Here is a 5,404-nt window from a genome sequence, read left to right as displayed (position 1 = left end):
TCCGAAGATTGGTTGTGTAGGAACTCCCAAATCTATCGGGTTACCCATGCCCCTTAGCACACAATCCCTGACCCACACTTCTGTCAGGAGAGCCCTTTTTCGTTGGTTCGTCGGGGGTCCGGGCGCGTGGCCGCTGGACTGGACAACCGCCCAAAGGGACATGCCCCGAGCCGGGGCCAGCGGATGGACATAGTCACCTTCTGCCCAGTCGCGGGTGCGAAGAATGGGCATGTCCCCCGGCGAGTTAAGGACCTGGTCCAGCCCGCCCCCCGACGAATTAGCGAAAACCCGAAATTGGGCTGTCACGGCTGAGTCAGCGGCACGGCGCGGCGCGGCGGGGCAACTATTCCGGCCAGCCGGTGCAGCAAACCTGCCGGTGCAGCGCCTAGACGCGGGCGCCGTCGTCGTGGTCGTCTTTCTCGCCCGGAAGTTTCATGATCAAAAAGACCACCGAGGCCGCAAAGGCGGCTACCAGGCCCAGGATCGCCAGCAGGGGTGCGGAGCGCCAGAACATCGTGGACAGGATGAGCGCGATCGGGCCACCCACCGCGCCGAGCCAGGCCAGCACGGTCATCGGGTCGGCGCCGGCGAGGCTGGGCGGTTCCTCCGGCACGAAGCGGTCCGGGGCAAAGGGATCGTCGCCGTCTGCCGCATAATCCCGGGGGCTCGCCGGATACCCCGGGCGGGCGCTGTCCCCGGCCCCGTCTGTGGCCCCGCCGTCTGCCCCGTTGGCCGTGTCCGGTGTCCCGCCGAGCCGTTCCCGGGCGGAGAGCTCTATGGGTGCGGCGACGGAGAGCCCCAGAGGATCGAAATCGCTAAACGGCCTGGCCGCCGAAGCACCCCCGGCACCTCCGGCACCCCCGGCACCTCCGGCACCCTCAGGTAACCCGGGGACGCCGGCCGGATCCTTGCCTTCCAGCCGCGCGACAAGATCCAGCCAGACAGCATTGGCCTGGTCCGACGGGGTGTCCGATGAATCGGTGTGCGATGGATCGGAGTCCGACGAATCGGGGTCAGGGGAGTTGGGATCCGGTTTAGTCATCTGCCGTGTCCTTTTGGCTAGCGTGGGCGGCGTCCGGCGTGCGTCCGGCAACTGCTGACCGGATGAACTCGGCGGTGCCGCGGAAGATCTCGGGCGCGTCGTTGTCCATGGTAGCCACGTGGTAGCTGTTTTCCAGCCGAATCACCTCAAGGGGGGCGTTCGTCAGCCCGCGCCGCAGCGCCGTCATGCTCGAGTCGGAGACCACATGGTCCACCGCGGAGCGGTAGACCCGGACGGGGGCCGTGACCCGGGGCAACAGCCGCACGGTGTCCTTGAACATTTTGTTCAGCTCATGGGCGGCGCCCACCGGGGTCCGGGGATAGGCACCTTCGTCCGTGCCGGCCTTGAGGATGTCGTTGGCGATGGCAGGAGTGCTCTTGAGGACAAATTTGAGGATGCCGGCGAGCGGGGCACGCGGGTCGTCGACGACGAGTCCCGGGTTCACCAGCACGGCTCCGGCGACGGGCCGGGTGGCGGCAATCCGCAGGGCCAGGGCCCCGCCCATCGACAGACCGGCGACGAAGACGTGTTCGCAGTCTTCGGCGAGTTCCAGATAGGCGGCGTCGAGGGCGGCGTGCCAGTCCGGCCAACGGGTCCGGGACAATTCCTGCCAGCTGGTCCCGTGGCCCGGCAGTAACGGCATCCGCACCGCGTAGCCCGCCCCGGACAGGGACGTTGCCCAGTCCCGGACACCATGCGGGCTGCCGGTGAAGCCATGGGACACCACAACACCGGTCCGGGGGCCGGTTCCGGTGAATGGGCTGCTGAACGGGGAATGGTCCAGGGGAATGCTCATGGGGTCTCCGTGGCTCGGGAAAGCGGCAGCGCGGCGGACGAAAGCGCGGCAGCCGAAAGGGACGGCGGCGCGGACGCGGCGTGCTGCATGAAGAAGCGGGTGGATTCCGCGAAAATCAGGGGCGCATCGACGTCGAGCGTGGCCACATGACCGCTGTCCGGCAGCCGGACGACGTCGAGCTCCCGCGACCCGAGCCGCTTCCGAAGCAGCTCAAGTGAAGTCGGCGGCACCACGGTATCGGAGTCGGATTTGAAGACGAGGGCCGGGGCCTTGACCGCGGGCAGTTCCCGGATGGTCACCTTAAACAGCCGGCTGAGCTGGTGGACGGACTCCAGCGGCGTCCGGGAGTAATCGCCGTCCCAGGTGGCCAACGCCGTCGGGTTCGGTTCCTGGGCCGGAGCAGTGGTCCGCTGGAGGTACTTAAGCAGTCCGATGACCCGGACCCGGCGGTCGTAGAAGCTCAGCCCCGGATTGACCACGGCAACACCGGCGACGCGCTGGCGGGCGGCCGTGCGCAGGGCTATGGCACCGCCCATCGACAGGCCGGCGACGAAGCAGTCCCGGGTTCCGGCGGCCAGCTCAAGGTATGCGGCCTCGAAGGCGTTATACCAGTCCTGCCAGCCGTGGCGGGCCAGGTCACGCCAGTCGGTGCCGTGGCCCGGCAGCAGCGGGACGGACACGGCGAAACCCTGGGCGGCCAGGTGCTCTGCCCAGGGAAGGACGCTGAGGGGGCTGCCGGTGAAACCGTGACAGATCGCTACGCCGACGCCCGCGTTGCCGCCGTGGCCGGGGTAACTGAACGCCGCGGGCGCCAGGGGAGTGCTGCTTCCGGTCATGTGCCCATCGTGTCACTGTTCGGGACAAAACTCACTAGAGTAGGGTGTCAATGAAGTCCTGGCGGGACCCGACGGCGGGCCGGCCGGACGCTTTCCGGAGGGGTACACCACGTGTTTTATTGGTTCATGAAGACGTTCGTTCTGGGCCCGGTGCTCAAGACGTTGTTCCGGCCTTGGGTCAAGGGTCTGGACAACGTGCCCGCCGAGGGCGCAGCCATCATCGCCTCGAACCATCTTTCTTTCTCGGATTCCATTTTTATGCCCCTTATGGTGCCCCGTCCCGTGGTGTTCCTGGCGAAATCGGAATACTTCACCGGCACCGGCATCAAGGGCAAGCTGACCGCCGCCTTCTTCCGGTTGACCAACCAGCTGCCGATGGACAGGTCCGGGGGAGCCGCCTCTGCGCTGTCCCTCGACGCCGGTATGGACGTGCTCAGGAACGGCTCGCTGCTGGGCATCTACCCCGAGGGTACCCGCAGTCCGGACGCCCGGCTGTACCGCGGCAAGGTGGGCGTGGCCAGGCTCGTCCTGCAGGCCCGTGTGCCGGTCATTCCGGTGGCTATGATCGGCACCGACAAGGTCCAGCCGATCGGCAAGAGGATGCCCAATATCCGGCGCATCGGGATGATCTTCGGCGAACCACTCGACTTCAGCCGGTACTACGGCATGGAGGATGACCGGCTGATCCAGCGTTCCGTGACCGACGAGATCATGTACGAGCTGATGCGGCTTTCCGGCCAGGAATACGTCGACGAGTACGCCGCGGTGGTAAAACTCCGGCTCGCGGGCAAGGCGCTCGCGGAGAAACCGCTTGCCGGGAAGGCAACGGAGCAGCCCGACGACGGCGCCGCCGCAGGCGGCCCGGCGGCACCCGGAAGTGTGTGAGTATTCCGTGTGACGGTGTGGGCACTGTCAATGACAGACCGGCTCCGCTGATCGGTGCCGTGCAACTATCCTTAGAAGGTGACTGAGCTATCTGCGCCTTCGGCCTTCCCCCTGAAAAGTTCTACCCTGAACAGTTCCGCCCTGGACGGTGCCACCCTGAACGGTGCCACCCTGAACGGTGCACCGCTGTCGGGCTCCGCCCTGACCAGCACCGCCCAGAGTGGTGCCGCCGACTATCCCGGCCTGGACCACTGGCGGGATCTGACGGCCTCCCAGCAGCCGACGTGGTCGGACAAGGGCGTCTTTGACGCCTCGGTCAAGGAGCTTTCCGTCCTGCCGCCGCTCGTCTTCGCCGGCGAAGTGGACATCCTTCGCGAACGGCTCGCGGCCGCGGCGCAGGGAAAGGCGTTCCTGCTCCAGGGCGGCGACTGCGCGGAAACCTTCGAGGCCGCCACCGCCGACAAGATCAGCGCCCGGGTCCGCACCATACTCCAGATGGCCGTGGTCCTTACCTACGGCGCGGCCATGCCGGTCATCAAAATGGGCCGGATGGCAGGCCAGTTCGCCAAGCCCCGTTCCTCCAACGACGAGACCCGCGAGGGCGTCACGCTTCCGGCTTACCGCGGCGACATCGTCAACGGCTACGACTTCACCCCCGCATCCCGCGCGCACGACGCCGGCCGGATGCTCAAGGCCTACCACACCTCGGCTTCCACGCTGAACCTGATCCGGGCCTTCACCCAGGGCGGCTTCGCGGACCTGCGCCTCGTGCACCAGTGGAACAAGGGCTTCACGGAAAACCCCGCCCACGCGCGCTACGAGTCGCTGGCGCGGGACATCGACCGCGCCATCAAGTTCATGGCCTCCTGCGGAGCGGACTTCGAGGCGCTCAAGCGGGTGGAGTTCTATGCCAGCCATGAGGCGCTGCTTCTCGACTACGAACGCGCCCTGACCCGCATTGATTCGCGCACGGGCTTCCCCTATGACACCTCCGCGCACTTCCTCTGGATCGGGGAGCGCACCCGCGAACTGGACCACGCCCACGTCGACTTCCTTTCCCGCGTGCGCAACCCCATCGGTGTGAAGCTCGGCCCGTCCACCAGCGGCGACGATGCCCTGCGCCTGATCGACAAACTCGATCCGGACCGCGAGCCCGGCCGCCTGACCTTCATCACCCGGATGGGCGCCACCAATATCCGTGAGAAACTGCCCCCGATCGTGGAACGCGTCACCGCCTCCGGCGCCCAGGTACTCTGGGTCACAGACCCCATGCACGGCAACACGGTCACCTCGCCCAACGGCTACAAGACCCGCAATTTCGACGACGTCATCGACGAGGTGCGCGGTTTCTTCGAGGTCCATCATGCCCTCGGCACAGTCCCGGGCGGCCTGCACGTGGAGATGACCGGTGACGACGTAGCTGAATGCCTCGGCGGCGCCGATCCGGTGGATCAGGAAGCCTTCCTGGACCGCTACGAATCCGTCTGCGACCCGCGTCTGAACCACATGCAGTCCCTGGAGATGGCCTTCCTGGTGGCAGGGGCCCTCTCCACGCGCTGAGCCCCGGCTCACGGGATCAACGGCTCCCGGGATCAACGGCTCCAGTAGCACGAAGCTCCGCAGTACAAGCCTCCGCCCCGGCATTCCATGCCGGGGCGGAGCTGTCGTAGGCCCGGCAGATGCCGACCGGACGGCGCTAGCGTAGCATGTCGGTGCTTCCTTTGGGTCTGATTTCTTGTCAGACTTGACACATGGTTTATTTGGCAAAGGCACTGGAACTGCGTGACGGGGATCGTGAGGCCTTGGAGGCGCTGACCCGCGGAAAATCGTCCACGGCGACCCTGG

Annotated in this window: 5 protein-coding genes; 2 read left to right on the top strand and 3 right to left on the bottom strand. The window is 66.7% G+C overall.

Features of this window, described 5'->3' with window-relative positions; all coding sequences use genetic code 11:
• Positions 1–385: 385 nt before the first annotated feature.
• From RCH07_RS18975 to RCH07_RS18965, 3 genes are read right to left on the bottom strand one after another with little or no spacing between them, the layout of a single operon-like run.
• A complete protein-coding gene (locus RCH07_RS18975) occupies positions 386–1,042 on the bottom strand; it encodes a hypothetical protein (protein ID WP_326969044.1) in 657 nt (218 codons plus the stop codon).
• A complete protein-coding gene (locus RCH07_RS18970) occupies positions 1,035–1,838 on the bottom strand; it encodes an alpha/beta hydrolase (RefSeq protein ID WP_326969043.1) in 804 nt (267 codons plus the stop codon). The genes RCH07_RS18975 and RCH07_RS18970 overlap by 8 nt, the downstream gene beginning before the upstream one ends.
• Positions 1,835–2,674 (bottom strand): alpha/beta hydrolase, encoded by an 840-nt coding sequence (locus tag RCH07_RS18965; RefSeq protein WP_326969042.1) that lies wholly within the window; start codon positions 2,672–2,674, stop codon positions 1,835–1,837. Before RCH07_RS18965 ends, RCH07_RS18970 begins: the two co-directional genes overlap by 4 nt.
• 111 nt (positions 2,675–2,785) lie before the next feature.
• On the opposite strand from RCH07_RS18965, the gene RCH07_RS18960 reads away from it, so the two are divergent.
• Both RCH07_RS18960 and RCH07_RS18955 read left to right on the top strand, forming a co-directional pair.
• The gene (locus RCH07_RS18960; RefSeq protein ID WP_326969041.1) at positions 2,786–3,559 is read left to right on the top strand and encodes a lysophospholipid acyltransferase family protein; all 774 of its coding nucleotides are present in this window, start codon (positions 2,786–2,788) and stop codon (positions 3,557–3,559) included.
• Positions 3,560–3,730: 171 nt separating this feature from the next.
• A complete protein-coding gene (locus RCH07_RS18955; RefSeq protein WP_326969045.1) occupies positions 3,731–5,119 on the top strand; it encodes a class II 3-deoxy-7-phosphoheptulonate synthase in 1,389 nt (462 codons plus the stop codon).
• Positions 5,120–5,404: the final 285 nt, after the last annotated feature.

The organism is Arthrobacter sp. CG_A4, assembly GCF_035985125.1.
Lineage (GTDB): Bacteria > Actinomycetota > Actinomycetes > Actinomycetales > Micrococcaceae > Arthrobacter.
This window is presented reverse-complemented; position numbering and strand designations above follow the sequence as displayed.

Coding starts and splice junctions, on each gene's coding strand:
- RCH07_RS18975 (WP_326969044.1), bottom strand. CDS start 1,042: ATGACTAAACCGGATCCCAACTCCCCTGACCCCGATTCGTCGGACTCC.
- RCH07_RS18970 (WP_326969043.1), bottom strand. CDS start 1,838: ATGAGCATTCCCCTGGACCATTCCCCGTTCAGCAGCCCATTCACCGGA.
- RCH07_RS18965 (WP_326969042.1), bottom strand. CDS start 2,674: ATGACCGGAAGCAGCACTCCCCTGGCGCCCGCGGCGTTCAGTTACCCC.